This window comes from Thermobifida cellulosilytica TB100 (genome assembly GCF_001517975.1).
Classification (GTDB): domain Bacteria; phylum Actinomycetota; class Actinomycetes; order Streptosporangiales; family Streptosporangiaceae; genus Thermobifida; species Thermobifida cellulosilytica.
Window position 1 is genome coordinate 486,708 of the sequence record NZ_KQ950182.1, and the last position, 25,139, is coordinate 511,846.

A 25,139-nucleotide genomic window follows, 5' to 3' on the forward strand; every position below is an offset into this window, starting at 1 on the left:
CGGCGACGTCGTCGTTCGGTGCGGTGGGCCAGGACGACTCCTGGAAGTCGAGCTCCTCGACGGACTCCTCCTCGCTCGGTGGCTCCCTGGGGACCGGAAGCGGGAACACCTGGGCGTTCAGCCGGGACGATCCGAGGATTCCGGACAGCGTGCGCGAGATCGCGGAGCGGGCCGCCGCACGGCCGTCCCAGACCGACACCTCCCTGTCCGCCTCCGATCCCGAGGCGACCTCGACCTGGGACTCCCTGAGCACCACCGACTTCACCAGCCGCAGCTCCGAGAGCAGCGACCGGTGGGACGGATCTGCCGAGGAGCCGGCCTCGTCGGAGGAACCCGAGACGACCAGGTCCGAGCCGCGCACGGACGAGAGCTCCTCCGAGAGCAAGGCCGCCGCGGACCCGCTGCTGGCGATCGCCAACGAGCAGAGCCGTGCGCGCGCCAAGGAGCTGGCCTCCCAGAGCGAGCTCGACAACTGGAGCCTCGCGGAAGGAATCGTCAAGGAGAACACCGGAGCCGTCCCGCTGCCCCCGGATCTCAGCGAGGACGCCCTGGTGGCCAGGCGGATCCTCGACGAGGACGTGGACGACGAGCGGTCCCGCCACGACGAGCTGGGATACGACGGGCGCGGCGACGACGGGTACGACGACCGCGACTACGACGACTACCGGGACGACGACCGCTACGACCGGAGCGAGGGCACCCAGATGCTGGCGCCGGTCGATCCGGACGACGACGTCTCCGACAGCGGGTGGCGCGGTGAGGACCGCGACTTCCGCGACGAGGGGCGGCGGGACGAGGACGACGAGTACTACGACGACGTCGACGACCGCTACTACCCGGAACCCGTCCAGCGCGGGCGTCCCCGGACCTCCCGGAAGAAGGACAAGATCGCCGAGGAGTTCCCCGGCTTCACCGAGCCCCTGGGCGGCACGTCCCCCGACTACCCCGGCTACGACAACATCGACGTCTGGCCCGAGACCGAGGGACTGGCCACCGCCACGCTGTGGCTCGGCATCTTCTCCCTGATCCCGGGGATCGGCCTGATCCTCGCGATCGTCGCCCTGGTCCTGGGACCCAAGGCGAAGAGGAACATCCGCACCTCGCGCGGACACCTCGAGGGCGAGCAGTTGGTCAAGGTCGGCACGGTGCTCGCCGTGATCGGGATCGTGGTGAGCGTGCTCGCCGCGGTCGGCTACCTGATGTTCTGACCTGATCCGGGAAGTCGACGGGACCGGGGTCGGTGGAGGAAGGGTTGACCCAGAATTCGCCGACACCGGGGGAAAGCGTGTCCGAGTGGTCCGGAAAATCAGCGCGACCACTCTTGACACGCCGTACACTATGAGAAGACCTACGGCAGCATGAGGCTGCGGAGTGCGGACGCCGGACGAGGTCACCCTGGTTTTGACCGGGTGATCTCCGTTCGGTAGTCTCCAACTTCGTGCCCGTGAGTCTACGGGTCACACGTGTGCGCTTTTTGTGTCTGTCCCTGTTTCATGCGGGCGACGGGGAGAGCGGCGCGTGACACCTCCTCCCATGACAATCGACCACTGGTCGGGTGTATCGGCCTCGCTGTGCTTGGAGACCGGGGCGACACGCCCGAGTGCGTGGGTCGGGGGGAACGGGAAATCCAGCAGGTCATAGCGCATCTGTCGGCTATGGAACCGGCGTAGGTCAAGAGGGAAGACGGAGACGCGGTGCCCACGATTCAGCAGCTGGTCCGGAAGGGCCGTAAGACCAAGGTTTCGAAGAACAAGACCCCGGCGCTCAAGGGGAGCCCTCAGCGTCGCGGCGTGTGCACGCGTGTCTACACGACCACGCCGAAGAAGCCGAACTCTGCGCTGCGGAAGGTGGCTCGTGTCCGGCTGAGCAGCCAGATCGAGGTCACCGCCTACATTCCCGGTGTTGGCCACAACCTCCAGGAGCACTCCATCGTGCTCGTCCGTGGTGGCCGTGTGAAGGACCTGCCGGGTGTGCGCTACCGCATCGTCCGCGGTGCGCTCGACACGCAGGGCGTTCGCAACCGCAAGCAGGCTCGTAGCCGCTACGGCGCCAAGAAGGAGAAGTAAATGCCGCGCAAGGGTCCGGCGCCGAAGCGCCAGTTGATCACCGACCCGGTCTATGGATCGCCGCTGGTCACTGCACTCATCAACAAGGTGCTGCTGGACGGCAAGCGTTCCCTGGCCCAGTCGATCGTCTACAACGCTCTCGAGGGTGCCCGGGAGAAGACCGGGCAGGACCCGCTGGTCGTGCTCAAGCGGGCCCTCGACAACGTCAAGCCCACCCTTGAGGTGCGCAGCCGCCGCGTCGGCGGTGCCACCTACCAGGTCCCGGTCGAGGTCCGCGCCTCGCGCAGCACCACCCTGGCGCTCCGCTGGCTGGTGCAGTACGCGCGCCAGCGCCGCGAGAAGACCATGACCGAGCGACTGATGAACGAGCTGGTGGACGCCAGCAACGGTCTGGGCGCCGCTGTCAAGCGACGTGAGGACACCCACAAGATGGCGGAGTCCAACAAGGCCTTCGCTCACTACCGCTGGTAACCCCCGCGGTTTGCCACACGAGAGACCGAGAGAAGACGAGCCACATGGCTACCACTGCTCTTGACCTTGCCAGGGTCCGCAACATCGGGATCATGGCGCACATCGACGCGGGCAAGACCACGACGACCGAGCGAATCCTCTTTTACACCGGTGTCAACTACAAGATCGGCGAGACCCACGAGGGCTCGGCGACCATGGACTGGATGAAAGAGGAGCAGGAGCGCGGCATCACGATCACGTCCGCCGCGACCACCTGCCGCTGGAACGACACCACGATCAACATCATCGACACGCCCGGCCACGTCGACTTCACCATCGAGGTGGAGCGGTCGCTGCGTGTCCTTGACGGTGCGGTCGCCGTGTTCGACGGCAAAGAGGGCGTCGAGCCCCAGTCGGAGCAGGTGTGGCGCCAGGCCGACCGGTACAACGTGCCGCGGATCTGTTTCGTCAACAAGATGGACAAGATCGGCGCGGAGTTCCAGCGCTGTGTCGACATGATCCGCGACCGTCTCGGCGCCAACCCGCTGCCGCTCCAGCTTCCGATTGGCGCCGAGTCTGATTTCAGGGGCGTCGTCGACCTCGTCCGCATGAAGGCCTACGTCTGGCGGGACGAGGCCAGCAAGGGCGAGATGTACGACACCATCGACATCCCGGACACGCACGCCGAGGCCGCGCGCGAGGGCCACGAGAAGCTCGTCGAGATCCTGGCCGAGGCCGACGACGAGATCATGGAGATGTACCTGGAGGGCCAGGAGCCCACCGTGGAACAGCTCGTCCCGGCCATCCGCCGCGCCACGATCGCCGGCACCGCGGTTCCCGTCCTGTGCGGCACCGCGTTCAAGAACAAGGGTGTGCAGCCCCTGCTGGACGCGATCGTCGACTACCTGCCGTCGCCGCTGGACATCGAGGCGATCGAGGGCCACGACCCCAAGGACGAGTCCGAGGAGAGCAAGCTCCACCGCAAGCCCAGCGCCGAGGAGCCCCTGGCCGCCCTGGCGTTCAAGATCATGAGCGACCCGCACCTGGGCAAGCTGACCTACCTGCGCATCTACTCCGGTGTGCTGGAGAGCGGCATGCAGGTCCTCAACAGCATCAAGGGCCGCAAGGAGCGGATCGGCAAGATCTACCGGATGCACGCCAACAAGCGCGAGGAGATCTCGCGGGTGAGCGCCGGTGACATCATCGCCGTCATGGGCCTCAAGGACACCACCACGGGCGAGACGCTGTGCGACCCCGCCCACCCGATCGTCCTGGAGTCGATGACCTTCCCGGCCCCCGTGATCGAGGTCGCCATCGAGCCCAAGACCAAGAGCGACCAGGAGAAGCTCGGCACCGCGATCCAGCGCCTCGCCGAGGAGGACCCCTCCTTCCGGGTGTCCACCGACGAGGAGACCGGGCAGACCGTCATCTCCGGTATGGGCGAGCTGCACCTCGAGGTGCTCGTCAACCGGATGCGCGACGAGTTCAAGGTCGAGGCGAACATCGGCAAGCCCCAGGTGGCCTACCGCGAGACCATCCGCCGCAAGGTCGAGAGGATCGAGTACACCCACAAGAAGCAGACGGGTGGCTCCGGCCAGTACGGCCGCGTGGTCATCGACCTCGAGCCGCTCCCGGTCGACGGCAACGGCGACAGCGCGGGCTACGAGTTCGTCAACAACATCACCGGTGGCCGTATCCCGCGGGAGTACATCCCGTCGGTCGACGCCGGATGCCAGGAGGCCGCCCAGTTCGGTGTCCTCGCCGGGTACCCGCTGGTGGGGATCAAGGTTACCCTCCAGGACGGTGCGTACCACGAGGTGGACTCCTCCGAGCTCGCCTTCAAGGTCGCTGGTTCCATGGCCTTCAAGGAAGCGGCCAGCCAGGCCAAGCCGGTTCTCCTTGAGCCGGTCATGGCGGTCGAGGTCACCACGCCTGAGGAGTACATGGGCGACGTGATCGGTGACCTGAACAGCCGGCGCGGTCAGATCCAGTCCATGGACGAGCGTGCCGGGGCCCGTGTCGTCAAGGCACTCGTTCCGCTGTCGGAGATGTTCGGCTACGTGGGCGACCTGCGCGGCCGTACCCAGGGTCGAGCCAACTACACGATGGTGTTCCACTCCTACGCGGAGGTCCCCTCCAACGTCTCCCAGGAGATCGTTGCGAAGGCCCGCGGCGAATAGCCACGACACCTCACCTGTCCAGCTAAGCAACCTGTACGTCTAGGAGAAATCCAGTGGCGAAGGCCAAGTTCGAGCGGACCAAGCCGCACGTCAACATCGGCACCATCGGTCACATCGACCACGGTAAGACCACGCTGACCGCGGCGATCACCAGGGTTCTGCACGACCAGCACCCGGAGCTCAACCCGTTCACGCCCTTCGAGAACATCGACAAGGCTCCCGAGGAGCGCGAGCGCGGTATCACCATCTCCATCTCCCACGTGGAGTACCAGACCGAGAACCGCCACTACGCGCACGTGGACTGCCCCGGTCACGCGGACTACGTGAAGAACATGATCACCGGTGCCGCCCAGATGGACGGCGCGATCCTGGTGGTCGCCGCGACCGACGGTCCGATGCCGCAGACCAAGGAGCACGTGCTCCTGGCCCGCCAGGTCGGCGTCCCCTACATCGTCGTGGCCCTGAACAAGGCCGACATGGTGGACGACGAGGAGATCTTCGAGCTGGTCGAGCTCGAGGTCCGCGAGCTGCTCAACGAGTACGAGTTCCCGGGCGACGAGGTCCCCGTGGTCCGCGTCTCCGCTCTGAAGGCCCTGGAGGGCGACCCCGAGTGGGGTGCGAAGATCCTCGAGCTCATGCAGGCGGTCGACGAGTCCATCCCCGAGCCGCAGCGTGACATCGACAAGCCGTTCCTGATGCCGATCGAGGACGTCTTCTCGATCACCGGTCGCGGCACCGTCGTCACCGGCCGCATCGAGCGCGGTGTCATCAACGTCAACGACACCGTCGACATCGTCGGCATCAAGGACGAGAAGATCACCACCACCGTCACCGGTGTGGAGATGTTCCGCAAGCTGCTCGACCAGGGCCAGGCCGGTGACAACGTCGGTCTGCTGCTCCGCGGTGTCAAGCGCGAGGAGGTGGAGCGCGGCCAGGTCGTCATCCAGCCCGGCACCACCACCCCGCACACCGAGTTCGAGGCGCAGGTCGTCATCCTGTCCAAGGACGAGGGTGGCCGCCACACGCCCTTCTTCAACAACTACCGTCCGCAGTTCTACTTCCGCACCACCGACGTCACCGGCGTCGTCACCCTGCCGCCCGGCACCGAGATGGTCATGCCCGGTGACAACACCTCGATGACCGTCCAGCTCATCCAGCCGGTCGCGATGGAAGAGGGTCTGAAGTTCGCCATCCGCGAGGGTGGTCGGACCGTGGGCGCGGGTCGCGTCACGAAGATCATCAAGTAACACGACCGATGTCGGGCGGTCGGGTCCGTCAGTGACTCGGCCGCCCTACACCATGAAGGACGTCATCGGGCTCTTAGCGGTGATGCCACCTCATCAGGGGACAGCCCTGTAGCAGTTTCTCAGGTGAATAGAGCCTCAACCGGGAGTTCCTCCGGCGCGCACCGGCCCTTTACGGCGCCGCGCCCCTAGGACACTGAAGCGAAGGACGAAAAGGCCACCATGGCGGGACAGAAGATCCGCATTCGGCTCAAGGCCTATGACCACGAGGTCATCGACAGCTCGGCACGCAGCATCGTCGAGACTGTGACGAGGACCGGCGCGCAGGTCGCGGGCCCGGTGCCGTTGCCGACGGAGAAGAACGTTTACTGCGTCATCCGGTCGCCGCACAAGTACAAGGACTCGCGTGAGCACTTCGAGATGCGCACGCACAAGCGGCTGATCGACATCATCGACCCGACGCCGAAGACCGTCGACTCGCTCATGCGGCTCGACCTTCCGGCCGGCGTCGACATCGAGATCAAGCTCTGAAGGACGCTGAAGACATGACGACCAAGCAGATCAAGGGAGTTCTGGGCGAAAAGCTCGGCATGACCCAGGTCTTCGACGAGTCCGGCAAAGTTGTGCCGGTGACGGTTCTGAAGGCCGGTCCGGCTGTCGTGACTCGCGTCCGCACCCCGGAGACCGACGGGTACTCCGCCATCCAGATCGGCTACGGCAAGATCAACCCGCGCAAGGTCAACAAGCCGCTCGGCGACTACCTGCGCAAGCACAACCTCACCCCGCGCCGCCACTACGTCGAGGTGCGCACCTCCGACGCCAGCGAGTACACGCTGGGCCAGGAGATCACCGCCGACGTGTTCGAGCCCGGCCAGAAAGTCGACGTGACCGGCAAGACCAAGGGCAAGGGGTACGCCGGTGTCATGAAGCGCCACGGCTTCCGCGGCCTCAGCGCCACTCACGGCACCCAGCGCAAGCACCGTTCGCCCGGTTCCATCGGTGGCTGCGCCACCCCGGGCCGGGTCTTCAAGGGCCTGCGGATGGCCGGCCGCATGGGTAACGTGCGCCGGACCGTGCAGAACCTCACCGTGCACTCGGTTGACGCCGAGAAGGGCCTCCTCCTGGTCAAGGGTGCGGTTCCCGGTCCCAACGGCGGCCTGGTCCTCGTCCGCACCGCCGTGAAGGGGGTCAAGTAAGCCATGGCGACCATCGAGGTCAAGGACCGCGACGGCGCGGCCAAGGGAAGCGTGGAGCTTCCCGACGAGATCTTCGCCCAGAAGGTCAACATTCCGCTGATCCACCAGGTCGTGGTTGCCCAGGAGGCCGCGGGCCGCCAGGGCACGCACTCCACCAAGACCCGGGGCGAGGTCCGCGGCGGCGGCAAGAAGCCGTACCGCCAGAAGGGCACCGGCCGGGCCCGCCAGGGCTCCGTCCGCGCGCCGCAGTTCACCGGCGGTGGCACGGTGCACGGCCCCAAGCCGCGCGACTACACCCAGCGGACGCCCAAGAAGATGAAGGCCGCCGCCCTGCGCGGAGCCCTCAGCAACCGGGCACAGCACGGGCGTATCCACGTCATCAGCGAGTTCATCGCCGAGGACGTCACCACCAAGCGCACCCAGACCGCGCTGAAGGCGCTGCGCCAGGTCACCGACTCCGACAAGGTGCTGGTGGTCCTGTCGCGCGACGACGAGCACAACCGGCTCGCGCTGCGGAACCTGCCCGAGGTGCACATCCTCGACGCCGACCAGGTCAACACCTACGACGTGCTCTACGCCGACGACATCGTGTTCACCGAGGCCGGTTACCAGGAGTTCTTGGCGCACGCCAAGGGCACCGCGGCCGCGGCGTCTCAGGAGGACGAGCAGTGAGGATCCCCGACCCTCGGGACATCATCATCAAGCCGGTGATTTCCGAGAAGAGCTACGGACTGCTGGACCAGAACAAGTACACCTTCCTGGTCCGCCCCGAGGCCAACAAGACCCAGATCAAGATGGCGGTGGAGCAGATCTTCGACGTGAAGGTCACCTCCGTCAACACGATCAACCGGAAGGGCAAGCGCAAGCGCACCCGGTTCGGGTACGGCAAGCGTCCCGACACCAAGCGCGCGATCGTGAGCCTGAAGGACGGCGACCGGATCGACATCTTCGGCGTCTGATCCGCCGCCGCGCCGCTTCACTCGATCAACACGTAAGGAATGCACGAAAAAGATGGGCATTCGAAAGTACAAGCCGACGAGCCCGGGGCGCCGCGGGTCGAGCGTGAGCGACTTCGTCGAGATCACGCGTTCGACCCCGGAGAAGTCCCTGGTCCGTCCGCTGCACTCCAAGGGCGGACGTAACGGCCACGGTCGCATCACCGCCCGCCACCAGGGCGGCGGGCACAAGCGCGCCTACCGGGTGATCGACTTCCGTCGCCACGACAAGGACGGAATCCCGGCGAAGGTCGCCCACATCGAGTACGACCCGAACCGCACCGCGCGGATCGCGCTCCTCCACTACGTGGACGGCGAGAAGCGCTACATCCTGGCGCCCGCCGGCCTGAAGCAGGGCGACCGGGTCGAGAACGGCCCCGGAGCCGACATCAAGCCGGGCAACTGCCTGCCGCTGCGCAACATCCCCACGGGTACGTTCGTGCACGCGGTCGAGCTCAAGCCGGGCGGCGGGGCCAAGCTGGGCCGCTCCGCGGGTACCGCGATCCAGCTCCTCGCCAAGGAGGGCGCCTACGCGACGCTGCGCATGCCCTCGGGTGAGATGCGCCAGGTCGAGGTCGCCTGCCGGGCGACCGTGGGGCAGGTCGGCAACGCCGAGCAGTCCAACATCAACTGGGGCAAGGCCGGCCGTATGCGCTGGAAGGGACGCCGTCCCACCGTCCGCGGTGTGGCGATGAACCCGATCGACCACCCGCACGGTGGTGGTGAGGGCAAGTCCTCCGGTGGTCGCCACCCGGTCAGCCCCTGGGGCAAGCCTGAGGGCCGCACCCGCAAGAAGGGCAAGGCCAGCGACCGGCTCATCGTGCGTCGGCGTAGCAAGAAGAAGCGGTAAGGAGCACGACTGATGCCACGTAGCCTGAAGAAGGGCCCCTTCGTCGACGACCACCTGCTCAAGAAGGTCGAGGAGCAGAACGCGAAGGGCACCAAGAACGTCATCAAGACGTGGTCCCGCCGCTCCATGATCATCCCGGAGATGATCGGGCACACCATCGCGGTGCACGACGGCCGCAAGCACGTGCCCGTGTTCATCTCCGAGGCGATGGTCGGCCACAAGCTCGGCGAGTTCGCCCCAACGCGCACTTTCCGGAGCCACGTCAAGGAGGACCGCCGCAGCCGCCGCTAGCGGATGCCCGGTCAGTGAAGAAGCACAGGGCCCCACGGTGGTGGGGGTGATTTCCGTGAGCGAGGGAAAAGCGATGGGAACGAGGGCACAAGCGCGGTTCGTCCGCGTCACGCCCCGAAAGGCCCGCCGAGTGGTGGACCTTATTCGCGGGCTGCCCGCTGACGAGGCACAGGCGGTGCTCCGATTTGCACCTCAGGCGGCGAGTGAGCCGGTGGGCAAGGTGCTCGCGAGCGCCATCGCCAACGCCGAGCACAACGACAAGTTGGACCGTGAAACGCTGGTCGTCAGCCGTGCCTGGGTGGACGAGGGACCGACTCTGAAGCGCATCCGGCCGCGGGGCTTCGGTCGCGCGTTCCGAGTCACCAAGCGGACGAGCCACATCACCGTGGTGGTCGAGCCGCGTGACACCGCGGGCGCCTCGTCGACCAAGACGAAGGAAAGGACCCGATAGTGGGACAGAAGGTCAACCCGCACGGGTTCCGCCTCGGAGTGACCACCGACTTCAAGAGCCGGTGGTTCGCCGACAAGCTGTACAAGGACTACGTCAAGGAAGACGTGGCCATCCGCCGGATGCTGACCCGCGGCATGGAGCGCGCCGGGATCTCCAAGGTCGAGATCGAGCGCACCCGTGAGCGTGTCCGCGTCGACGTCCACACCGCCCGGCCGGGCATCGTCATCGGCCGCCGCGGTGCGGAGGCCGACCGCATCCGTGCCAGCCTCGAGAAGCTGACCAAGAAGCAGGTTCAGCTCAACATCCTCGAGGTCAAGAACCCCGAGATCGACGCCCAGCTCGTCGCCCAGGGGGTCGCGGAGCAGTTGTCGAGCCGAGTCGCGTTCCGCCGTGCCATGCGCAAGGCCATGCAGAGCGCGATGAAGAGCGGGGCCAAGGGCATTCGCATCCAGTGCAGCGGCCGTCTCGGCGGCGCCGAGATGTCGCGCTCCGAGTTCTACCGCGAGGGCCGGGTGCCGCTGCACACGCTGCGCGCCGACATCGACTACGGCTTCTTCGAAGCGCGTACCACCTTCGGCCGCATCGGCGTGAAGGTCTGGATCTACAAGGGCGAGGCTCCCGTCACTCGCGCCGAGCGTGAGGCCGCCCAGGCCGCGCAGCGTGCGGCCGGCGGTCAGCAGCGCCGCGAGCGCCCGGGACGTCGTCGCCGCGGCGGTGGCGGCGGCCAGCAGCAGGCCGAGAGGGCGACCGCCCAGGCGACTGAGGCCCCCAAGGCCGAGAAGTCCGGGAACGAGGAGAGCTGACGATGCTCATTCCCCGCAAGGTCAAGCACCGCAAGCAGCACCACCCGAGCCTTCGGGGGCGTGCCAAGGGCGGTACCAGCGTCCACTTCGGTGAGTACGGCATCCAGGCTCTGGAGGCTGCCTACGTCACCAACCGGCAGATCGAGGCGGCGCGTATCGCGATGACCCGCCACATCCGCCGTGGTGGCAAGGTCTGGATCAACATCTTCCCGGACCGTCCGCTGACCAAGAAGCCGGCCGAGACCCGCATGGGTTCCGGTAAGGGCTCCCCGGAGTGGTGGGTCGCTCCGGTCAAGCCCGGACGGGTGATGTTCGAGCTGGCGGGTGTGCCCGAGCCGGTCGCGAAGGAAGCCCTTCGCAGGGCGATGCACAAACTGCCGATGAAGTGCAAGTTCGTGAAGCGAGAGGCGGGGGAGTAATGGCCAAGTCCCTCACCGCCGCCGAGCTGCGTGGCTACTCCGTCGAGGAGTTGGTCGGCAAGCTCAAGGAGGCGAAGGAAGAGCTGTTCAACCTCCGTTTTCAGGCCGCCACCGGGCAGCTGGACAACAACAGCCGGTTGCGCACCGTGAAGCGTGAGATCGCTCGCATCTACACGGTGCTGCGCGAACACGAGCTGGGCATCATGCCGCTGGCTGCCGAGGAGTCGGCTGACAAGGCGAAGGAAGCAGCCGAATGAGTGAGAAGACCACGGCGCAGCAGCGTAACTACCGCAAGACGCGCGAGGGTTACGTCGTCAGCGACAAGATGAACAAGACTGTCGTCGTCGAGGTGGAGGACCGCGTCAAGCACCCGCTGTACGGCAAGGTCATCCGCCGGACCACGAAGTACAAGGCCCACGACGAGGCGAACATCGCCGGGGTCGGCGACCGGGTCCGCCTGATGGAGACTCGGCCGCTGTCCGCGACCAAGCGCTGGCGCGTCGTGGAAGTCCTGGAGAAGGCCAAGTAAGGGATTGCTGCGGCGATCCCTGCCCGCCGCGGTGACCGGTTGGTGGAGGCCGGTCGCCGCGGCGGGGCGGACCAGCTAGCGAGCGCGGGTGGTGCACCCGCGCGCACATATCAGGAGCAGACGTGATTCAGCAGGAGTCGCGACTCAAGGTCGCCGACAACACGGGTGCGAAGGAGATTCTGACCATCCGTGTCCTTGGCGGCTCGGGCAGGCGCTACGCGGGCATCGGTGACACGATCGTGGCGACCGTCAAGGACGCCCTGCCCGGCGCGGGTGTCAAGAAGGGCGATGTCGTCAAGGCCGTTGTCGTGCGCACCACCAAGGAGCGCCGTCGTCCCGACGGCTCCTACATCCGCTTCGATGAGAACGCCGCCGTGCTCATCAAGGACGGTGGGGACCCGCGGGGAACCCGTATCTTCGGCCCGGTCGGCCGCGAGCTGCGAGACAAGAAGTTCATGCGCATCATTTCGCTGGCGCCGGAGGTGCTCTAGGCGATGAAGATCAAGAAGGACGACGAGGTCATCGTCATCGCCGGTAAGGACAAAGGCGCGACGGGGAAGGTCAAGAAGGCCCTCCCCAAGGAGCAGCGCGTCATTGTCGAGGGCGTCAACCTCATCAAGAAGCACAAGAAGGCGAACCAGGCGGGTGGCCAGCAGGGTGAGGTCGTCACCCTGGAAGCGCCGATCCACGTGAGCAACGTCGCGCTCCTTGAAGACGGCAAGCCCACCCGGGTCGGCTACCGCTTCAAGGAGGACGGCACCAAGGTCCGGATCTCCCGCCGTACCGGTAAGGAAATCTGATGACGGTCACGAACGAGATCGCCGCTCCGCCGATTCCGCGGCTCAAGCAGAAGTACCGCGAGGAGATCATTCCGGCCCTGCGTGAAGAGTTCGACATCAAGAACATCATGCAGGTCCCCGGGCTGACCAAGATCGTGGTCAACATGGGCGTCGGCGACGCCGCCCGGGATGCCAAGCTCATCCAGGGCGCCGTCGCGGACCTGGCCGCGATCACGGGGCAGAAGCCCAGGATCAACCGGGCCAAGAAGTCCATCGCGCAGTTCAAGCTGCGGGAGGGACAGCCCATCGGGGCCAGCGTGACGCTGCGCGGCGACCGGATGTGGGAGTTCCTGGACCGCCTGCTCACCCTGGCGCTTCCGCGCATCCGCGACTTCCGGGGGCTCTCCCCGAACCAGTTCGACGGCAACGGGAACTACACCTTCGGCCTGACCGAGCAGGTCATGTTCCACGAGGTCGACCCGGACAAGATCGACCGGCAGCGCGGTATGGACATCACGGTCGTCACCACGGCGACCAACGATGAGGAGGGGCGCAGCCTGCTCAGGCGGCTCGGGTTCCCCTTCAAGGAAGCGTAGGGGAGTAGGGATGGCCAAGAAGGCGCTGATCGCCAAGGCGAACCGGAAGCCGAAGTTCCAGGTTCGTGCGTATACTCGATGCTCGCGGTGCGGCCGCCCGCGTGCTGTCTTCCGGAAGTTCGGCCTGTGCCGCATCTGCTTCCGCGAGATGGCGCACCGCGGCGAACTGCCGGGCATCACCAAGTCCAGTTGGTAACGAGCGAGCTCGTCGGGTCGGCCGTTCCGGCCGACCCCCGGCAGGCAGGCGGAGGGCCCACACCCCCGCCGGACATGTGTTCTCAACCACCCAGGACATCAAGCGGGACACCAGCCCGCCCGATGTCCACGACCACGCGGCAGGTCCTCGGACTGCTCCCGCACGGGCGGGAGAACGGGCTCAGAGGGAGAGTTCCGTCTCCGGGGAAACCGCAGCGAGGAAGGGCCAATCGGCCATGACGATGACCGACCCGATCGCAGACATGCTCACACGTCTGCGCAACGCGAATGCGGCATACCACGACAGCGTGACCATGCCGTATTCCAAGATCAAGGCGCACATCGCCGAGATCCTCCAGAAAGAGGGCTACGTCCAGAGCTGGCGCGTCGAGGACGCCCCGGTGGGCAAGAACCTGGTGGTGACCCTCAAGTACGGGCCCACCCGTGAGCGCTCCATCGCGGGCATCCGCCGTGTGTCCAAGCCCGGTCTCCGGGTCTACGCGAAGAAGGACAACCTTCCGCGGGTCCTGGGCGGCCTTGGCGTGGCCATCATTTCGACGTCCAGCGGCCTGATGACGGACAAGCAGGCCAAGAAGAACGGCGTGGGCGGCGAAGTCCTCGCCTACGTCTGGTAGAGGGAGAGATTTCAGCATGTCGCGTATTGGCCGACTGCCGATCTCGGTCCCCAAGGGCGTCGAAGTCACCATCGACGGGCAAGACGTCAAAGTCAAGGGGCCGAAGGGCGAACTGAAGCACACCGTCGCCCGGCCGATCACGGTCACTCTGGAAGACGGTCAGGTCAAGGTGTCGCGCTCGGACGACAGCCCGCAGACGCGCTCCCTGCACGGACTCACCCGTGCACTGATCGCCAACCTGATCGAGGGCACCTCCAAGGGCTTCACCAAGACCCTGGAGATCTCGGGTGTGGGCTACCGCGTCCAGGCCAAGGGACAGAACCTGGAGTTCTCCCTGGGCTACAGCCACCCCGTCATCGTGGAGCCGCCGGAGGGCATCACGTTCCGGGTGGAGAAGCCGACCCTGCTGCACGTCGAGGGCATCGACAAGCAGTTGGTGGGCCAGGTGGCCGCGAACATCCGCAGCTTGCGCAAGCCTGACCCGTACAAGGCGAAGGGCATCCGCTACCAGGGCGAGAGAATCCGCCGCAAGGCCGGAAAGGCTGGTAAGTAAGCATGACGAAGAGGTCGTCGCTTACCCGCAAGGGCACTTCCGCGCGCGCGGCCGCCCGGGCGCGCCGCCACCTGCGGGTCCGCAAGAAGGTTCGGGGCACGCCGGAGCGTCCGCGCCTGGTCGTCACCCGTTCCCTCAAGCACATCGTCGCGCAGATCGTGGACGACACCAAGGGCATCACCCTGGCGTCCGCCTCCACGCTGGATGCCTCCATCCGCGGCGAACAGGGCAAGAAGACCGAGAAGTCGCACATGACGGGCAAGCTGCTCGCCGAGCGCGCGAAGGCCGCCGGCATCACCACGGTGGTCTTCGACCGGGGCGGCTACCGCTACCACGGCCGTGTCGCCGCGCTGGCTGACGGCGCGCGCGAGGGCGGCCTGGAGTTCTAGTGATGACTCCTGACAACCGCAGTTCCAACGACGGGAAGAGGAACCACTGATGGCTGCAGCTCCGCGGCGCGGCGCCGGTGGCGAGCGGCGTTCCGGCCGTGACGATCGCCGCGGCGGTTCCGCTGACAAGGGCGTCTCCTACATCGAGCGGGTTGTGAAGATCAACCGGGTCGCCAAGGTCGTCAAGGGCGGCCGGCGGTTCAGCTTCACCGCTCTGGTCGTTGTCGGCGACGGCAACGGCATGGTCGGTGTCGGATACGGCAAGGCCAAGGAAGTGCCCGCGGCGATCGCCAAGGGTGTCGAGGAAGCCAAGAAGAACTTCTTCAAGGTCCCCAGGATCCAGGGCACCATCGTGCACCAGGTCCAGGGAGAGGACGCTGCCGGCGTGGTCCTGCTCCGCCCGGCCGCCCCCGGTACCGGTGTGATCGCCGGCGGCCCGGTGCGCGCCGTGCTGGAGTGCGCCGGTGTCCACGACGTCCTCACCAAGTCGCTCGGGTCGTCCAACCCGATCAACATCGTGCACGCGACGGTTGCCGCTCTCAAGAGCATCAACCGTCCCGAGGAGATCGCCGCCCGGCGCGGCCTGCCGCTGGAGGACGTCGTCCCGGCCCCCATGCTGCGTGCCCGTGCGGAAGCCAAGGCGGGGGTGTAGGACATGGCGAAGCTGAAGATCACGCAGGTCCGATCCAAGATCGGCGGCAAGCGCAAGCAGCGTGAGACGCTCGCCTCCCTCGGTCTGGGGCGGATCGGCAAGTCGGTCGTCCGCGAGGACCGTCCCGAGGTCCGCGGACAGATCAACGTTGTCGCGCACCTCGTCACCGTTGAGGAGGTCAGCTGATGAGCGAGAGCTACTCCCCGAACGAGTTGCTCAAGATCCACCACCTGCGTCCGGCCCCCGGCGCCAACAAGGCCAAGATCCGCAAGGGTCGCGGTGAGGCGTCCAAGGGCAAGACCGCCGGTCGCGGTACCAAGGGCACCAAGGCGCGCAGCACGGTTCCCGTCGGCTTCGAGGGCGGCCAGATGCCGCTCATCCGCCGGGTCCCGAAGCTGAAGGGCTTCAGCAACGCCCGGTTCAAGACCGTCTACCAGGTCGTGAACCTGGACAAGCTGAGCAAGCTGTACCCCGAGGGCGGCGAGGTCACCGTCGAGGACCTGGTCGCCAAGGGCGCGGTGCGCAAGAACCAGTTGGTCAAGGTGTTGGGCACGGGAGAGATCTCGGTCCCGGTGCAGGTGAGCGCGAACGCGTTCTCCAGCTCCGCCAAGGAGAAGATCCTTGCCGCTGGCGGCAGCGTCACCGAGCTCTAGAAACATCCCTGGGCGCTGGTGGGGGCGTCCATCGGTCATGCCCACTAGATTGGGAAGACCGGTGGACGTCCCCGTCCTTTTTCGGGGGGTTCTTTGGTACGGTGTGCCACCGAGTGTGTTCTTATTGTGAACTTGGTGGTCCACACCAATTGTTGAATGGCTGCTAATGTGCCATCTGCTTGACCCGACTGGGCTCGGGCTGACCAGGCCAGAGCCAACTTACGACGATCCAGGATCGGCCGCGATGTCTCGAATCGGCTGCGCCGTCGACGCCTGGCAGGAGGAGACGTGCTAGGTGCGTTCGTCCGTGCGTTCCGCACGCCTGAACTACGTAACAAACTGCTGTTCACGCTGTTTATCCTGACGATCTTCAGACTCGGCGCCGTCATCCCCGCGCCGGGGATCGACAGTGTCGCCATCAAGCAGTGCGTCCAGCAGACAGCCGATACCGGTGCCTCGAACGTCTATTCGCTGATCAACCTGTTCAGCGGTGGCGCGCTGCTGCAACTCGCCGTCTTCGCGCTGGGCATCATGCCCTACATCACCGCGAGCATCATCCTGAACCTGCTCACCGTGGTGGTGCCGCGACTTGAGGCGCTGAAGAAGGAGGGGCAGGCCGGTCAGAACAAGATCACGCAGTACACGCGGTACCTCACCATCGCTCTGGCCGTCCTACAGTCCACCAGCATCATCGCCATGGCCCGGACCGGCCAGCTCTTCCAGGGCACCACCTGCTACCCCGAGCAGTACATGCCCTTCCTGGGGACCTCCTACGAGCTCCCCGTCCTGATCATGATCGTGTTCGTGATGACCGCGGGCACCTGCGTCATCATGTGGTTCGGCGAGCTGATCACCGAGCGGGGCGTCGGCAACGGCATGTCGCTGCTGATCTTCACCCAGATCGTCGCGGAGTTCCCCTCCGGCATGATGCGGATCTGGAGCGAGAACCCGGCCTGGGTCTTCGCCCTGGTGTGCGTCGCCGGCCTGGTGCTCATCACCGGCGTGGTCTTCATCGAGCAGGCCCAGCGCCGCATCCCGGTGCAGTACGCCAAGCGCATGGTGGGCCGCCGGATGTACGGGGGCAGCTCCACCTACATCCCGCTGAAGGTCAACCAGGCCGGTGTCATCCCGGTCATCTTCGCCTCCTCCCTGCTGTACCTGCCCACCCTGGTGGTCGGACTGATGGGGGCCGACGCGGACAACGCGGTGGTGGACTTCCTCAACACCTACTTCAACCCGATGGGCAACCACCCGGTCTACCTGACCACCTTCTTCCTGCTGATCGTCGGCTTCGCGTTCTTCTACGTGGCCATTACCTTCAACCCCGCTGAAGTAGCCGACAACATGAAGAAGTACGGTGGGTTCATCCCGAGTATTCGCCCGGGACGTCCGACCGCCGAGTACCTGGACTACGTCCTGACCCGGCTGACGACGCCCGGTGCGCTGTACCTGGGTGTGATCGCGCTGTTGCCGATGGTGGCTCTGGGGACCTCCGGGGCCGCTGCGAACTTCCCGTTCGGCGGCGTCAGCATCCTGATCATGGTCGGTGTCGGGCTGGACACGGTGAAGCAGATCGAGAGTCACCTCCAGCAGAGAAACTACGAGGGTTTTCTGCGATAGATGCGTGCCGTACTGGTGGGACCTCCGGGGGCCGGAAAAGGCACCCAGGCCCAGATCTTGGCGTCCGAGTTGTCGATTCCGAAGGTGTCCACGGGGGACATCTTCCGTGCCAACGTCAGCAATGGCACAGAGCTGGGCAAGCAGGCCCAGGCGTACATGGACCGCGGTGACCTCGTCCCGGACGAGATCACCAACGCCATGGTGAAGGACCGGCTGTCCCAGGAGGACACCCGCGAGGGCTTCCTGCTGGACGGCTTCCCGCGCAACCTCGCGCAGGCGGAGACGCTGGACGGAATGCTCGCCGAGCTGGGTGTGAAGCTCGACGTCGTCCTGGAACTCGTCGTCGACGAGGAGGAGGTGGTCCGGCGGCTCGCGGAGCGCGCCCGGATCGACAACCGCAGCGACGACAACGAGGAGACGATCCGCCACCGGCTGGTCGTCTACCGGGAGCAGACCGCTCCGCTGGTCACCTTCTACGAGCAGCGTGGACTGCTGGCGAAGGTGGACGCGGTCGGCCCCATCGAGGAGGTCACCAAGCGGGCCATGGCGGCGCTGAAGAGCAGAGCCTGATGTTGCGCAAGGGACGAAGCAGGATCCAGCTCAAGTCTCCGGCCGAGATCGAGAAGATGCGGGCCGCGGGTCGGGTCGTGGCCCGCACCCTCGATCTGCTGCGCGAGTCGGTGCGTCCCGGGATCAGCACCCTGGAGCTCGACGCCATCGCCGAGCGCAGCATCCGCGAGGCGGGGGCCGTGCCGTCCTTCAAGGGCTACCACGGCTTCCCCGGCTCCATCTGCGCCTCGGTCAACGAGGAGGTGGTGCACGGGATTCCGCGGGCGGACAAGATCCTCGCGGACGGGGACATCATCTCCATCGACTGCGGCGCCATCCTCGACGGGTGGCACGGCGACTCGGCGATCACCGTCGCGGTGGGGTCGGTCTCCGCCGAGGACCGCACCGTGATGGAGGTGTGCGAGGAGGCGATGTGGCAGGGCATCGCCCAGTTGCGTCCGGGCAACCGGCTCGGCGACATCGGGCGGGCCATCGAGGCCTACATCGTCTCCCGGGGGCGGTTCGGCAACGTCCGCGAGTACGGCGGCCACGGCATCGGCACCGAGATGCACATGGAGCCGCACGTGCTCAACTACACGCAGACCAGCCGGGGCATCCGGCTGGTCGAGGGCATGTGCCTGGCGATCGAGCCCATGGTCAACCTCGGCACGCGGCACGTCAACGTCCTGGAGGACGGCTGGACCGTGGTGACCCAGGACGGCCGCCGGTCGGCGCACTTCGAGCACTCGGTGGCCGTCACGGCCGACGGACCGCTGGTGCTCACCGCCCGTGAGGAGAACCGGGAGAAGATCGCCGAGATGGGGTTCCCCGACCCCGGGTTCTGACCCCGTTCTCCGTCAGTTCCGTGCGGGCTGCCCCTCTTCCGGGCGGCCCGCGGACTTTCCCGGGGCTTTTGGCGTCCCTGCCGCGGGACCGTAGCGTGGAGGGGAGGAAGCGGTCGGCGGAGAGGGAGGTGCGGTGTCGGAGAGCAGCCCTCATGTCAGAGCCTCCGACGCGGATCGGGAGCGCGTCGCCGAACGGCTGCGGGAGCACTTCACCCAGGGGCGCCTGGACGAGGACGAACTCGCCGAGCGGGTGGCGGCCGCCTACCGCGCCCGCACCCTGGGGGAGCTGGCCGTGCTCACCGAGGACCTGCCCGGCCACGACCTGGCCGACCTGCCCGGCCGGGTGGCCGGGGCGCTGGCGGGCACCCGCCGGCAGCACCCGCCCGTGGCGCTCGGGCCGTGGCTGGTGGGAGGCGGGGTCGGCGCGCTGCTGGCGACGGTGGCGACCGTCCTCCTCGTCCTCGGCGGGGAGCCGGTGTTCTACGTCGCGGCGGCCGGGCTGTGGGGAGCGGCGGTGGTCCTGGGAGCGGCCGCCCTGTGGATTCAGGCGTCGCGCCGCGGGTAGGGGTCTGACGAGAACGCACACGACCCGGGGACAGGGCAGGGCAAAGGCGTTCAGCGGAACAGGTAGACTGGTTCTGCCCACACTCGGGTTGTTGGGTCAGGCTGCCTCCATCAGCGTCTGCGGTCCGCGTGGCGTAGAATAGTGCAGTTGACCTGAATTCTCAGTGATCAATTCTCATGACCGGGGCGCCGGATCGCACCACACTCGGGGAGATCCGCACCCGTAGCCCCCGTTGTTCACGGGGCCGATCCCAGAAGCGTGGAGGATATGGCTAAGAAAGACGGCGCCATCGAGATTGAGGGCTCCGTTATCGAGTCCCTACCCAACGCTATGTTCCGAGTGGAGCTCGACAACGGGCACAAGGTGCTGGCTCACATCAGCGGCAAGATGCGGATGCACTACATCCGTATTCTTCCCGACGACCGAGTCGTTGTAGAGCTGAGCCCGTACGATCTCACGCGCGGGCGCATTGTTTACCGCTACAAGTAGCCTCTCCGCTCGCGTCCGCCGCTGTGCGGTCGACGCAGGCGGACCCAGGACCCGGAGCGACCATGAAGGTTAAGCCGAGCGTCAAGAAGATCTGCGCGAAGTGCCGAGTGATCCGCCGTCACGGCAAGATCATGGTGATCTGCGAGGACCCGCGGCACAAGCAGCGTCAGGGCTGAGGCCCGCTTCTCGACGTCCGAGAATCCCGTCGGCCACGGCCCCGCCGTGTCGGCGCAGTGCAGTGAAGAATCCCGTTACCCATCCCGGCGGCGCGCGCGCTCCGGGAGCACCCCCGGTCGGAGGCCGGGGCCTCGTCGTTGGGCGGCGAGAGGGCTCGGGGACGGGAAAGACCTCCGCGAAACAGAAGGAGTACGCCCCGAATGGCGCGCATCGCCGGCGTCGACCTCCCCCGTGAGAAGCGGGTGGAGGTCGCTCTCACCTACGTCTACGGTATCGGCCGCACCCGCGCGGCCGAAACCCTGGCCAACACCGGGGTCAACCCCGACACCCGCGTCCACCAGTTGACCGAAGAGGAACTGGTCAAGCTGCGCGAGTGGATCGACGCGAACTACAAGGTCGAGGGCGACCTGCGTCGTGAGGTCGCGGCCGACATCCGTCGCAAGATCGAGATCGGCTGCTACCAGGGCATCCGGCACCGCCGCGGTCTGCCGGTCCGTGGCCAGCGCACGCAGACCAACGCGCGGACCCGCAAGGGCAAGAAGAAGACCGTGGCCGGCAAGAAGAAGGCCGGTAAGAAGTAGTCCGTCCGGACCCCGTCGTTCGGGTCCGTACCAGCCAACGGATCGATGATCTTGGGAGTAGTCAATGCCGCCTAAGGGCCGTCAGGGCGCCGTGCGCAAGGTGCGCCGCAAAGAGAAGAAGAACGTCGTCCACGGACACGCGCACATCAAGAGCACCTTCAACAACACGATCGTGAGCATCACCGACCCGACCGGCGCGGTGATCTCGTGGGCCAGCTCCGGGCAGGTCGGGTTCAAGGGGTCGCGCAAGTCCACCCCGTTCGCCGCGCAGATGGCCGCGGAGGCCGCCGCCCGCCGCGCCCAGGAGCACGGCGTGCGCAAGGTCGACGTCTTCGTGAAGGGTCCGGGCTCGGGCCGCGAGACCGCGATCCGGTCGCTCCAGGCGACCGGTCTGGAGGTCGGCTCGATTCAGGACGTCACGCCGGTTCCGCACAACGGTTGCCGTCCGCCGAAGCGCCGCCGGGTCTGACCCGAGCTTCGCACGCCGCCGGTGCCGCCTCCGCCGCCTGAACACGGGCGGAGGGGCGGACCGGGCAGTCGCACAGTTGTGGCCCCGCAGTCCGCGGGGCCGTCCAGTGGCCGTCATATAGCGGGCGGCCGTGGGAAAGGAAGAAACGGACCATGCTGATCGCTCAGCGTCCCACCCTGACCGAAGAGTCGATCTCCGAGTTCCGCTCCAGGTTCGTCATCGAGCCCTTGGAGCCGGGCTTCGGCTACACCATCGGCAACTCGCTGCGCCGTACCCTGCTGTCGTCCATCCCCGGTGCCGCTGTCACCAGCATCCGCATCGAGGGCGTCGAGCACGAGTTCACCACCGTGCCCGGCGTGAAGGAGGACGTCACCGAGATCATCCTGAACCTCAAGGGTCTCGTGGTGAGCTCCGAGCACGACGAACCGGTGCTGATGTACCTGCGCAAGCAGGGCCCCGGGGTGGTCACCGCTGCTGACATCGCCCCGCCCGCCGGGGTCGAGGTGCACAACCCCGAGCTGCACATCGCGACCCTGAACAGCAAGGGCAAGCTGGAGATGGAGATGACGGTCGAGCGCGGCCGCGGCTACGTCTCCGCCGCCCAGAACAAGCAGCCGGGGCAGGAGATCGGCAGGATCCCGATCGACTCCATCTACTCTCCGGTCATGCGGGTCACCTACAAGGTCGAGGCGACCCGTGTCGAGCAGCGCACCGACTTTGACCGCCTCATCCTGGACGTCTGGACCAAGCCGGCCATCCGGCCCCGGGACGCCGTGGCGAGCGCGGGCAAGACCCTGGTGGAGCTGTTCGGGCTGGCCCGGGAGCTCAACGTCGACGCCGAGGGCATCGACATGGGTCCCTCTCCCACGGACGCCGCGCTGGCCGCGGACCTGGCACTGCCCATCGAGGACCTCAACCTCACGGTCCGCTCCTACAACTGCCTCAAGCGCGAGGGCATTCACACCGTCGGCGAACTCGTCGCCCGCTCCGAGCAGGACCTCCTCGACATCCGGAACTTCGGTGCGAAGTCCATAGAGGAAGTCAAGCAGAAGCTGACCGACATGGGGCTCTCCCTGAAGGACTCCCCGCCCGGGTTCGACCCGGGGAGCGCGGCCGACTCCTACGGTTCCGACGACGACCAGTCCTACGTCGAGACCGAGCAGTACTAAGCCCACAGACCCTGGTCGGCCCGGCCTTCCCGGGACCGGGCCGACCGCACACGAGGAGAACGACACATGCCCACGCCAACCAAGGGGCCTCGTCTGGGCGCCGGCCCGGCGCACGAGCGGCTCATGCTGGCGAACCTGGCGACCTCGCTGTTCCGGCACGGTCGCATCAAGACCACGGAGGCCAAGGCCAAGCGCCTGCGTCCGTACGCCGAGAAGCTGATCACCCTCGGCAAGCGCGGTGACCTGCACGCCCGTCGCCTGGTGCTGACCAAGATCACCGACAAGTCCGTCGTGCACGAGCTGTTCACCGAGATCGGCCCGCGCTACGAGAACCGCAACGGCGGCTACACCCGCATCACCAAGATCGGTCCGCGCAAGGGCGACAACGCGCCCATGGCCGTGATCGAGCTGGTCGAGGCGCTGCCCGCCAAGGCCGCCAAGAAGGAGGAGGCCAAGGCCGAACCCGCGGCCAAGAACGAGCCTGCGGCCGAGGCCGGCGACCAGCCCGCCGAGGGCGCCACCTCCGAGCAGACCGCCGAGGCCTCCGAGACCTCGCAGGCCGAGGGGTCGGCCGAGGCGTAACGCCGAGCCCGCCACGTACGTGGTCGCGAGTGCCCGGTCCCGAGCAGGGGCCGGGCACTCGTCGTAGACGGAGGCAGCAGAAGTGACCGAAGAGACTGTGACCCGGCTGCGGCTGGACATCTCCTACGACGGGACCGACTTCTCCGGCTGGGCCGAACAGCCGGGGCGGCGCACCGTCCAGGGAGAGCTCCAGGCCGCGCTGGCCCGGGTGCTGCGGCTGCCCGCCCCCCAGTTGACGGTGGCGGGCCGCACCGACGCGGGGGTCCACGCCCGCGGCCAGGTGGCCCACCTGGACGTGCCGACAGCGGTGTGGGAGGCCGAGGGGGAGCGGCTGCTGCGCCGTCTGGCGGGGGTGCTGCCCCCCGACGTCCGCGTGACCGCGGTGGCCCCGGCGCCGCCGGGCTTCGACGCGCGCTTCTCCCCGCTGTTCCGCCGCTACGTCTACCGGGTGAGCGACGCACCCGGCGGGGTGGACCCGCTGCGCCGCCGCGACGTCCTGTGGCACCGCCGCCCGCTCGACCCCGCCCGGATGAACGAGGCGGCCGCCGCGCTGCTGGGCGAACACGACTTCGCCGCCTACTGCCGTCGACGGGAGGGGGCCTCCACGGTCCGCGAGTTGCAGCGCGTGGAGTGGACGCGGGAGGACACGCACCTGTACGCGGCGACCGTGCAGGCCGACGCGTTCTGCCACAACATGGTGCGCGCCCTGGTGGGGGCGCTGCTGGCGGTCGGGGACGGCCGCCGCCCGCCGGAGTGGCCTGCCCAGGTGCTGCGCGCCGGGGTGCGGGACTCCGCCGTGCACGTGGTGCCCCCGCACGGCCTCACCCTGGAGGAGGTGCGCTACCCCCCCGACGAGGAGCTGGCCGCGCGAGCCGCGGCCACCCGCCGCTTCCGCGTCCTGGAGCGCGCGGCGGAGTAGGAGACGGGACGCGGCCGCGGCGCCCCCGGGATCTCGGCTTCCCGGAGGCACCGCGGCCGCGTCGGTTCCGCGGGGTCAGCTCACCGCGCGTTCGCCCAGGGGGGCCAGGGCGACGTCGACGAAGTACTCGCTGAGCCCCGCCAGTTCCGGGTTCTCCCCCTGCGGGGTGCGCCCGTCGGAGTTGGCGGCGAGGGAGAAGACCACGTAGCGGCCCCAGACGGCGCTGGAGACGTGGCCGCCCGCGATGTCCATCCGCTCGGCTCCGCTGCCCTCCTGCCCGGCCAGTCCGGCGAACCACTGGGTGCCCGCGGGGTCCTGCGCCTCGGCCGCCGCCTGCGCGCCCTCGGAGTCGGCCATCGCCACCACGCCGACGGTGACCGCGCGGGTGCCCTCCTCGTTCACGTACGTGGCCCGCACCACCTGGCGGCACTGGTGCTCGGTGAGCACGTCGCCGTAGTCGCCGTGGGCGGTGGTCGCGCACTTGTCGGTGTCGTCGGTCAGCAGCAGGGTGAAGGTCTCGCCGTCCACCTCGACGGTCTCCTCGGCGAAGAGCTCCCCCGCCTTGAGCGGCTCGGGGTCGGTGGACTCGTCGGCGACCAGGGAGACGTCGTACTGGGCGGGCTCGGTGTTCTCCGCGGTGGAGCCGCCCCGGGAGGCCAGCAGGAACGTGGTGCCTCCGGCGACCAGCAGCAGGGCGAGGAAGCCCGCGCCGACGAGCAGGGTCCGGGAGCTGACCGGGAGGGCGCCGGACGGGGCGCGCCGCCGCCCCCGGCCGCTCGCGTAGGCGTCGTACTCGGACAGGTCCATCTCGGCGGTGCTGGCCGTGGTGTCCCGGGCGGGAACCTCGTCGCGGAACATCGGCAGCCCGCCGAACATGTCGTCGTCCCGGGGCGCCTGGCTGGGGGAGCCGTCCACCGGAGGCATCATCCGGGTGGCCGCCGCGTCCACCGGGGGAACCACCTGGGTCGCGTCCTCGGCAACGGGGGGCACGACCTGGGTGGCGTCCTCGGCAACGGGGGGCACGACCTGGGTGGCGTCCTCGGCAACGGGAGGCACCACCTGGGTGGCGTCCTCCATGCCGGGGACCGCTCCCCCCGGCGGGACCACCCGCCCCTGGAGCGGCTGCTCCGGGGGCGGCTGTGCGTGGTGGAGGGGTGGTTGGGCGCCGCTGGGACCGGTCCAGGCGGGGGGCTGCTGGGGGCCGGAGGGTGCCGCGCCGGGGAGCTGCGGCGGGGCGGCGGGTCCACC

Annotated in this window: 38 protein-coding genes; 37 read left to right on the plus strand and 1 reads right to left on the minus strand. The window is 67.6% G+C overall.

Annotated features, from left to right (window positions below; translation table 11 throughout):
• From AC529_RS12285 to truA, 37 genes are all read left to right on the plus strand, one after another.
• On the plus strand, window positions 1–1,208 hold a 1,208-nt coding region (locus AC529_RS12285; RefSeq protein ID WP_232306714.1), incomplete at its 5' end, for a DUF4190 domain-containing protein.
• Window positions 1,209–1,694: 486 nt separating this feature from the next.
• Window positions 1,695–2,066 carry a 30S ribosomal protein S12 gene (gene rpsL / locus AC529_RS12290; RefSeq protein ID WP_011293074.1) on the plus strand — a complete coding sequence of 124 codons (372 nt, stop codon included), beginning with the start codon at window positions 1,695–1,697 and terminating at the stop codon, window positions 2,064–2,066.
• Window positions 2,067–2,537, plus strand: a complete 471-nt coding sequence (gene rpsG / locus AC529_RS12295) for a 30S ribosomal protein S7 (protein WP_068756715.1) — start codon at window positions 2,067–2,069, stop codon at window positions 2,535–2,537.
• Window positions 2,538–2,581: 44 nt separating this feature from the next.
• Entirely contained in the window at window positions 2,582–4,696 is a 2,115-nt protein-coding gene (gene fusA / locus AC529_RS12300) for an elongation factor G (protein WP_068756717.1), read from the plus strand.
• Window positions 4,697–4,749: 53 nt separating this feature from the next.
• Window positions 4,750–5,943, plus strand: coding sequence for an elongation factor Tu (gene tuf / locus AC529_RS12305; protein WP_068756719.1), 1,194 nt, complete (start codon window positions 4,750–4,752; stop codon window positions 5,941–5,943).
• 219 nt (window positions 5,944–6,162) lie between these two features.
• On the plus strand, window positions 6,163–6,471 hold the full coding sequence (gene rpsJ / locus AC529_RS12310) for a 30S ribosomal protein S10 (protein ID WP_068688279.1): 309 nt from the start codon (window positions 6,163–6,165) through the stop codon (window positions 6,469–6,471).
• A 14-nt stretch (window positions 6,472–6,485) separates the two neighbouring features.
• Complete coding sequence (gene rplC / locus AC529_RS12315; RefSeq protein ID WP_068756721.1) at window positions 6,486–7,136, plus strand: 50S ribosomal protein L3; 651 nt, start codon at window positions 6,486–6,488, stop codon at window positions 7,134–7,136.
• A 3-nt stretch (window positions 7,137–7,139) separates the two neighbouring features.
• Entirely contained in the window at window positions 7,140–7,808 is a 669-nt protein-coding gene (gene rplD / locus AC529_RS12320; RefSeq protein ID WP_068756722.1) for a 50S ribosomal protein L4, read from the plus strand.
• Entirely contained in the window at window positions 7,805–8,095 is a 291-nt protein-coding gene (gene rplW, locus AC529_RS12325; protein ID WP_068756725.1) for a 50S ribosomal protein L23, read from the plus strand. Before rplD ends, rplW begins: the two co-directional genes overlap by 4 nt.
• 52 nt (window positions 8,096–8,147) lie before the next feature.
• On the plus strand, window positions 8,148–8,981 hold the full coding sequence (rplB, locus tag AC529_RS12330; RefSeq protein WP_068756727.1) for a 50S ribosomal protein L2: 834 nt from the start codon (window positions 8,148–8,150) through the stop codon (window positions 8,979–8,981).
• A gap of 12 nt (window positions 8,982–8,993) precedes the next feature.
• Complete coding sequence (gene rpsS, locus AC529_RS12335) at window positions 8,994–9,272, plus strand: 30S ribosomal protein S19 (RefSeq protein WP_068756730.1); 279 nt, start codon at window positions 8,994–8,996, stop codon at window positions 9,270–9,272.
• A gap of 73 nt (window positions 9,273–9,345) precedes the next feature.
• Window positions 9,346–9,723 (plus strand): 50S ribosomal protein L22, encoded by a 378-nt coding sequence (rplV, locus tag AC529_RS12340; RefSeq protein WP_068756732.1) that lies wholly within the window; start codon window positions 9,346–9,348, stop codon window positions 9,721–9,723.
• Window positions 9,723–10,526: a 30S ribosomal protein S3 gene (gene rpsC, locus AC529_RS12345; protein WP_068756734.1), complete on the plus strand. Its 804-nt coding sequence runs from the start codon at window positions 9,723–9,725 to the stop codon at window positions 10,524–10,526. Before rplV ends, rpsC begins: the two co-directional genes overlap by 1 nt.
• Window positions 10,527–10,528: 2 nt before the next feature.
• Complete coding sequence (rplP, locus tag AC529_RS12350; protein WP_068756736.1) at window positions 10,529–10,945, plus strand: 50S ribosomal protein L16; 417 nt, start codon at window positions 10,529–10,531, stop codon at window positions 10,943–10,945.
• A complete protein-coding gene (rpmC, locus tag AC529_RS12355) occupies window positions 10,945–11,202 on the plus strand; it encodes a 50S ribosomal protein L29 (RefSeq protein WP_068756738.1) in 258 nt (85 codons plus the stop codon). Before rplP ends, rpmC begins: the two co-directional genes overlap by 1 nt.
• A complete protein-coding gene (gene rpsQ, locus AC529_RS12360; protein WP_068756740.1) occupies window positions 11,199–11,474 on the plus strand; it encodes a 30S ribosomal protein S17 in 276 nt (91 codons plus the stop codon). The genes rpmC and rpsQ overlap by 4 nt, the downstream gene beginning before the upstream one ends.
• A 122-nt stretch (window positions 11,475–11,596) precedes the next feature.
• The gene (gene rplN, locus AC529_RS12365; protein ID WP_017593360.1) at window positions 11,597–11,965 is read left to right on the plus strand and encodes a 50S ribosomal protein L14; all 369 of its coding nucleotides are present in this window, start codon (window positions 11,597–11,599) and stop codon (window positions 11,963–11,965) included.
• A 3-nt stretch (window positions 11,966–11,968) separates the two neighbouring features.
• Window positions 11,969–12,274, plus strand: coding sequence for a 50S ribosomal protein L24 (gene rplX / locus AC529_RS12370; protein ID WP_068756742.1), 306 nt, complete (start codon window positions 11,969–11,971; stop codon window positions 12,272–12,274).
• Window positions 12,274–12,849 carry a 50S ribosomal protein L5 gene (gene rplE, locus AC529_RS12375; RefSeq protein ID WP_068756744.1) on the plus strand — a complete coding sequence of 192 codons (576 nt, stop codon included), beginning with the start codon at window positions 12,274–12,276 and terminating at the stop codon, window positions 12,847–12,849. The genes rplX and rplE overlap by 1 nt, the downstream gene beginning before the upstream one ends.
• A gap of 10 nt (window positions 12,850–12,859) precedes the next feature.
• A complete protein-coding gene (locus AC529_RS12380; protein WP_068688307.1) occupies window positions 12,860–13,045 on the plus strand; it encodes a type Z 30S ribosomal protein S14 in 186 nt (61 codons plus the stop codon).
• A gap of 235 nt (window positions 13,046–13,280) precedes the next feature.
• Window positions 13,281–13,679, plus strand: a complete 399-nt coding sequence (gene rpsH, locus AC529_RS12385) for a 30S ribosomal protein S8 (RefSeq protein WP_068756746.1) — start codon at window positions 13,281–13,283, stop codon at window positions 13,677–13,679.
• Between the two features lie 16 nt (window positions 13,680–13,695).
• Complete coding sequence (gene rplF / locus AC529_RS12390; protein ID WP_068756748.1) at window positions 13,696–14,232, plus strand: 50S ribosomal protein L6; 537 nt, start codon at window positions 13,696–13,698, stop codon at window positions 14,230–14,232.
• A gap of 2 nt (window positions 14,233–14,234) precedes the next feature.
• A complete protein-coding gene (gene rplR, locus AC529_RS12395) occupies window positions 14,235–14,621 on the plus strand; it encodes a 50S ribosomal protein L18 (RefSeq protein WP_068756749.1) in 387 nt (128 codons plus the stop codon).
• 49 nt (window positions 14,622–14,670) lie between these two features.
• Window positions 14,671–15,273, plus strand: a complete 603-nt coding sequence (rpsE, locus tag AC529_RS12400; protein WP_068756751.1) for a 30S ribosomal protein S5 — start codon at window positions 14,671–14,673, stop codon at window positions 15,271–15,273.
• A gap of 3 nt (window positions 15,274–15,276) precedes the next feature.
• Window positions 15,277–15,459 (plus strand): 50S ribosomal protein L30, encoded by a 183-nt coding sequence (rpmD, locus tag AC529_RS12405; protein ID WP_068756753.1) that lies wholly within the window; start codon window positions 15,277–15,279, stop codon window positions 15,457–15,459.
• Complete coding sequence (rplO, locus tag AC529_RS12410) at window positions 15,459–15,926, plus strand: 50S ribosomal protein L15 (protein WP_068756755.1); 468 nt, start codon at window positions 15,459–15,461, stop codon at window positions 15,924–15,926. The genes rpmD and rplO overlap by 1 nt, the downstream gene beginning before the upstream one ends.
• A 288-nt stretch (window positions 15,927–16,214) precedes the next feature.
• The gene (secY, locus tag AC529_RS12415; protein ID WP_068756758.1) at window positions 16,215–17,546 is read left to right on the plus strand and encodes a preprotein translocase subunit SecY; all 1,332 of its coding nucleotides are present in this window, start codon (window positions 16,215–16,217) and stop codon (window positions 17,544–17,546) included.
• Window positions 17,547–18,116, plus strand: coding sequence for an adenylate kinase (locus tag AC529_RS12420; protein ID WP_068756760.1), 570 nt, complete (start codon window positions 17,547–17,549; stop codon window positions 18,114–18,116).
• The gene (gene map / locus AC529_RS12425) at window positions 18,116–18,940 is read left to right on the plus strand and encodes a type I methionyl aminopeptidase (protein WP_068756762.1); all 825 of its coding nucleotides are present in this window, start codon (window positions 18,116–18,118) and stop codon (window positions 18,938–18,940) included. Before AC529_RS12420 ends, map begins: the two co-directional genes overlap by 1 nt.
• 133 nt (window positions 18,941–19,073) lie before the next feature.
• Window positions 19,074–19,505, plus strand: a complete 432-nt coding sequence (locus AC529_RS12430; protein WP_068756764.1) for a DUF1707 SHOCT-like domain-containing protein — start codon at window positions 19,074–19,076, stop codon at window positions 19,503–19,505.
• A 267-nt stretch (window positions 19,506–19,772) separates the two neighbouring features.
• Entirely contained in the window at window positions 19,773–19,994 is a 222-nt protein-coding gene (gene infA / locus AC529_RS12435; protein WP_017593374.1) for a translation initiation factor IF-1, read from the plus strand.
• 62 nt (window positions 19,995–20,056) lie between these two features.
• Window positions 20,057–20,170: a 50S ribosomal protein L36 gene (rpmJ, locus tag AC529_RS12440; RefSeq protein ID WP_068756766.1), complete on the plus strand. Its 114-nt coding sequence runs from the start codon at window positions 20,057–20,059 to the stop codon at window positions 20,168–20,170.
• 201 nt (window positions 20,171–20,371) lie between these two features.
• A complete protein-coding gene (rpsM, locus tag AC529_RS12445) occupies window positions 20,372–20,752 on the plus strand; it encodes a 30S ribosomal protein S13 (RefSeq protein ID WP_068756768.1) in 381 nt (126 codons plus the stop codon).
• A 64-nt stretch (window positions 20,753–20,816) separates the two neighbouring features.
• A complete protein-coding gene (rpsK, locus tag AC529_RS12450) occupies window positions 20,817–21,221 on the plus strand; it encodes a 30S ribosomal protein S11 (protein WP_068756770.1) in 405 nt (134 codons plus the stop codon).
• A 152-nt stretch (window positions 21,222–21,373) separates the two neighbouring features.
• Entirely contained in the window at window positions 21,374–22,390 is a 1,017-nt protein-coding gene (locus tag AC529_RS12455; protein WP_068756772.1) for a DNA-directed RNA polymerase subunit alpha, read from the plus strand.
• 66 nt (window positions 22,391–22,456) lie between these two features.
• Window positions 22,457–22,972 (plus strand): 50S ribosomal protein L17, encoded by a 516-nt coding sequence (rplQ, locus tag AC529_RS12460; RefSeq protein WP_068756774.1) that lies wholly within the window; start codon window positions 22,457–22,459, stop codon window positions 22,970–22,972.
• Window positions 22,973–23,054: 82 nt separating this feature from the next.
• On the plus strand, window positions 23,055–23,891 hold the full coding sequence (gene truA, locus AC529_RS12465) for a tRNA pseudouridine(38-40) synthase TruA (RefSeq protein WP_068756776.1): 837 nt from the start codon (window positions 23,055–23,057) through the stop codon (window positions 23,889–23,891).
• Window positions 23,892–23,966: 75 nt separating this feature from the next.
• Here truA and AC529_RS12470 read toward each other — a convergent pair.
• Window positions 23,967–25,139, minus strand: a 1,173-nt coding sequence (locus tag AC529_RS12470) for a hypothetical protein (RefSeq protein ID WP_232306715.1), incomplete at its 5' end; no start/stop codon positions are given.

Excerpts from the sequence above, each read along its gene's own strand:
- rplQ (WP_068756774.1), top strand. The coding sequence starts at position 22,457 with ATGCCCACGCCAACCAAGGGGCCTCGTCTGGGCGCCGGCCCGGCGCAC.
- rpsH (WP_068756746.1), top strand. The coding sequence starts at position 13,281 with ATGACGATGACCGACCCGATCGCAGACATGCTCACACGTCTGCGCAAC.
- rpsE (WP_068756751.1), top strand. The coding sequence starts at position 14,671 with ATGGCTGCAGCTCCGCGGCGCGGCGCCGGTGGCGAGCGGCGTTCCGGC.
- infA (WP_017593374.1), top strand. The coding sequence starts at position 19,773 with ATGGCTAAGAAAGACGGCGCCATCGAGATTGAGGGCTCCGTTATCGAG.
- rplF (WP_068756748.1), top strand. The coding sequence starts at position 13,696 with ATGTCGCGTATTGGCCGACTGCCGATCTCGGTCCCCAAGGGCGTCGAA.
- rpsS (WP_068756730.1), top strand. The coding sequence starts at position 8,994 with ATGCCACGTAGCCTGAAGAAGGGCCCCTTCGTCGACGACCACCTGCTC.
- rplO (WP_068756755.1), top strand. The coding sequence starts at position 15,459 with ATGAGCGAGAGCTACTCCCCGAACGAGTTGCTCAAGATCCACCACCTG.
- rpsK (WP_068756770.1), top strand. The coding sequence starts at position 20,817 with ATGCCGCCTAAGGGCCGTCAGGGCGCCGTGCGCAAGGTGCGCCGCAAA.
- rplV (WP_068756732.1), top strand. The coding sequence starts at position 9,346 with ATGGGAACGAGGGCACAAGCGCGGTTCGTCCGCGTCACGCCCCGAAAG.
- rplB (WP_068756727.1), top strand. The coding sequence starts at position 8,148 with ATGGGCATTCGAAAGTACAAGCCGACGAGCCCGGGGCGCCGCGGGTCG.
- fusA (WP_068756717.1), top strand. The coding sequence starts at position 2,582 with ATGGCTACCACTGCTCTTGACCTTGCCAGGGTCCGCAACATCGGGATC.
- rpsQ (WP_068756740.1), top strand. The coding sequence starts at position 11,199 with ATGAGTGAGAAGACCACGGCGCAGCAGCGTAACTACCGCAAGACGCGC.
- AC529_RS12420 (WP_068756760.1), top strand. The coding sequence starts at position 17,547 with ATGCGTGCCGTACTGGTGGGACCTCCGGGGGCCGGAAAAGGCACCCAG.
- rplD (WP_068756722.1), top strand. The coding sequence starts at position 7,140 with ATGGCGACCATCGAGGTCAAGGACCGCGACGGCGCGGCCAAGGGAAGC.
- rpmJ (WP_068756766.1), top strand. The coding sequence starts at position 20,057 with ATGAAGGTTAAGCCGAGCGTCAAGAAGATCTGCGCGAAGTGCCGAGTG.
- map (WP_068756762.1), top strand. The coding sequence starts at position 18,116 with ATGTTGCGCAAGGGACGAAGCAGGATCCAGCTCAAGTCTCCGGCCGAG.
- rplC (WP_068756721.1), top strand. The coding sequence starts at position 6,486 with ATGACGACCAAGCAGATCAAGGGAGTTCTGGGCGAAAAGCTCGGCATG.
- rpmC (WP_068756738.1), top strand. The coding sequence starts at position 10,945 with ATGGCCAAGTCCCTCACCGCCGCCGAGCTGCGTGGCTACTCCGTCGAG.
- AC529_RS12380 (WP_068688307.1), top strand. The coding sequence starts at position 12,860 with ATGGCCAAGAAGGCGCTGATCGCCAAGGCGAACCGGAAGCCGAAGTTC.
- rpsM (WP_068756768.1), top strand. The coding sequence starts at position 20,372 with ATGGCGCGCATCGCCGGCGTCGACCTCCCCCGTGAGAAGCGGGTGGAG.
- rplP (WP_068756736.1), top strand. The coding sequence starts at position 10,529 with ATGCTCATTCCCCGCAAGGTCAAGCACCGCAAGCAGCACCACCCGAGC.
- rplR (WP_068756749.1), top strand. The coding sequence starts at position 14,235 with ATGACGAAGAGGTCGTCGCTTACCCGCAAGGGCACTTCCGCGCGCGCG.
- rpsG (WP_068756715.1), top strand. The coding sequence starts at position 2,067 with ATGCCGCGCAAGGGTCCGGCGCCGAAGCGCCAGTTGATCACCGACCCG.
- rplE (WP_068756744.1), top strand. The coding sequence starts at position 12,274 with ATGACGGTCACGAACGAGATCGCCGCTCCGCCGATTCCGCGGCTCAAG.
- rpmD (WP_068756753.1), top strand. The coding sequence starts at position 15,277 with ATGGCGAAGCTGAAGATCACGCAGGTCCGATCCAAGATCGGCGGCAAG.
- rplX (WP_068756742.1), top strand. The coding sequence starts at position 11,969 with ATGAAGATCAAGAAGGACGACGAGGTCATCGTCATCGCCGGTAAGGAC.
- AC529_RS12455 (WP_068756772.1), top strand. The coding sequence starts at position 21,374 with ATGCTGATCGCTCAGCGTCCCACCCTGACCGAAGAGTCGATCTCCGAG.
- rpsJ (WP_068688279.1), top strand. The coding sequence starts at position 6,163 with ATGGCGGGACAGAAGATCCGCATTCGGCTCAAGGCCTATGACCACGAG.